The following is a 1,759-nucleotide window of genomic DNA, read 5'->3' as shown; positions in this document are numbered from 1 at the left end:
AGAACTCTTCGGTGAGGTGGCCTACCAGGGCGGGCATGTCCTCCGCCGCTGACTCCACCTGCTCCGGCTCCAGGGAAGCGAGCGCCGACATGGAGGGCTCCATCATCTTCTGCCAGCGCTCCAGCTTCACGTACAGCATCTCCACGCTGTAGAGGCGTCGGGAGAGCGCGGCGTCGGTGAGGGTGAGGAAGTCAAACCAGACGGCCAGCAGCAGCGAGCCCATCATGGCGGCCTCCAGCCGTGGGCCCGCGAGGCGCAGCAGGGCGAGCTGCATGTCCGGATCCTCCACCTCCGACGCCTCGGCGGCGAGCCGCGTGGCGGTGGCAAGCTCGGCGTCAATCCACCGCAACCGGGCTTCGCCATGGTCGACGTAGCGGACGAAGAGCCCATTGCCCGCGCCAGCGATGCCCAGGTCGCTGGCCCTGAGTCTGGAGAGCTCGCGGGAAATGCGGCGGGTGGAGCCGGACACCTCGCCCACGCTCTTGCGAAAAGCCAGGTGGGCCGCGAGGGCGCTCCGCCACACCGTCGCGTCGGCGTTGCCTGGGCTGGCCTCCGTCACCTCCTCCCGGGAGCCGCGGCGACGGTGCAACCGCGCTGGTGCCTCGGGCCCAGGAGGGGAGGGCGGCTGGGTGTCGAGGACGAGCGGCGACGGCTCGCCCATCCCTCCAGCTACGGCGGGCCCGGTGGCGCCTCGCGGGGTGTAGTGCAGGTGCCGCCCCGGGCCAGGCGGTGGCGTCAGCGACACACAGGCGTTGCACAGGAGAGCCAGGGCCAGCAAAAGCCCCGTCCCCTTCACCCCTGACGCGTCAGCGCGCATTCCATCTCCAGGCCCAAGGAAGCGAAGGTACCCGGGCGCGGTTTCAGCATCCGTCCTGGCTGTCCTGAGCGCAATGGCCGCCCATCGCTGGCCCTGAGCGCGCCGCCCTTCGCGGGCGTGACGGGAGGTGAGCCGGAATGGAATCCGGCTCATCCAGGCGCGCTCCCCGTGTTGCCCTCCCAGGAACGTCCGTCGGTCATGGTCCTCTCCTGGGGTGAAGCTCAGGCGTCTTCGTCGGGCAGGAGCGTCAGTAACAGCTCATCGTCGGGGCCACGTGGGAGCCAGCCGGGCGGCGGTGGCGTGGCGCGGAGTGCTGCCCTGGCCTGCTTGACGCGCCCCTTATGCGTTTCTGGCGTGAAGGCGGTCCACCTGCCGAGCGCGACGGCAACCTTGAGGCGGTTGTCGTCGTCGAGCACGGACGGCCAGCCGTTGGGGAGTGCCTCAGTGAGTTCGCGCACGAGTTGCCCGCGCACCAGACGTGTGACCTTGCGGCTTCGCTCCGCCTCGGCCACCAACCCGCTGAATACCTGCACTGCCGCGATGTCCTCCGGGCCCAGCTCGTCTGCCAGCGCCAGCAGTGAAGCGGTGGGGCGCGCCTCGGCGAAGGCGGTGAGTGAGTCGTAACCTCGCTCGCGGACCCGCTCGTACAGGCGCGCCTTGATGTTGCCCTCCCAAGCACGTCCGTCGCTCATCTCCCACCACAGCGGACGAAGTTCATTGGGATTCTGTATTCCTTCATATGCGTCGCGACGATCTCCAGGATCGTGTTCCGCGTCAACATCCGGCCAGCTTCGGCCTCAGCCTCGAACAGCGTCTCCATGGTCATCCGGTTCCATTCACCGGGCCACTTGCGCCCCAACTTCCAGTTTCCACCACCGTGAATTGCCTGGTGGTGGGCCTGCTGCAGTGTGACGCAGAACCTCTCGATGCTCATCTTGCCGG

General features: G+C 68.4%; 1 protein-coding gene and 2 pseudogenes. All 3 read right to left on the bottom strand.

Going from position 1 to position 1,759, the window contains the following annotated elements:
• Positions 1-817 (bottom strand): annotated as a pseudogene (locus tag Q664_RS52635) (DUF2380 domain-containing protein); the annotation flags it as partial.
• A gap of 221 nt (positions 818-1,038) precedes the next feature.
• Positions 1,039-1,509: a hypothetical protein gene (locus Q664_RS25220; protein ID WP_043400855.1), complete on the bottom strand. Its 471-nt coding sequence runs from the start codon at positions 1,507-1,509 to the stop codon at positions 1,039-1,041.
• Positions 1,506-1,759 (bottom strand): annotated as a pseudogene (locus tag Q664_RS25215) (DUF2380 domain-containing protein); the annotation flags it as partial. The gene Q664_RS25220 and the pseudogene Q664_RS25215, both read right to left, overlap by 4 nt.

The sequence above is a fragment of the Archangium violaceum Cb vi76 genome (assembly GCF_000733295.1).
GTDB classification, from domain to species: Bacteria; Myxococcota; Myxococcia; order Myxococcales; family Myxococcaceae; genus Archangium; species Archangium violaceum.
This window is presented reverse-complemented; position numbering and strand designations above follow the sequence as displayed.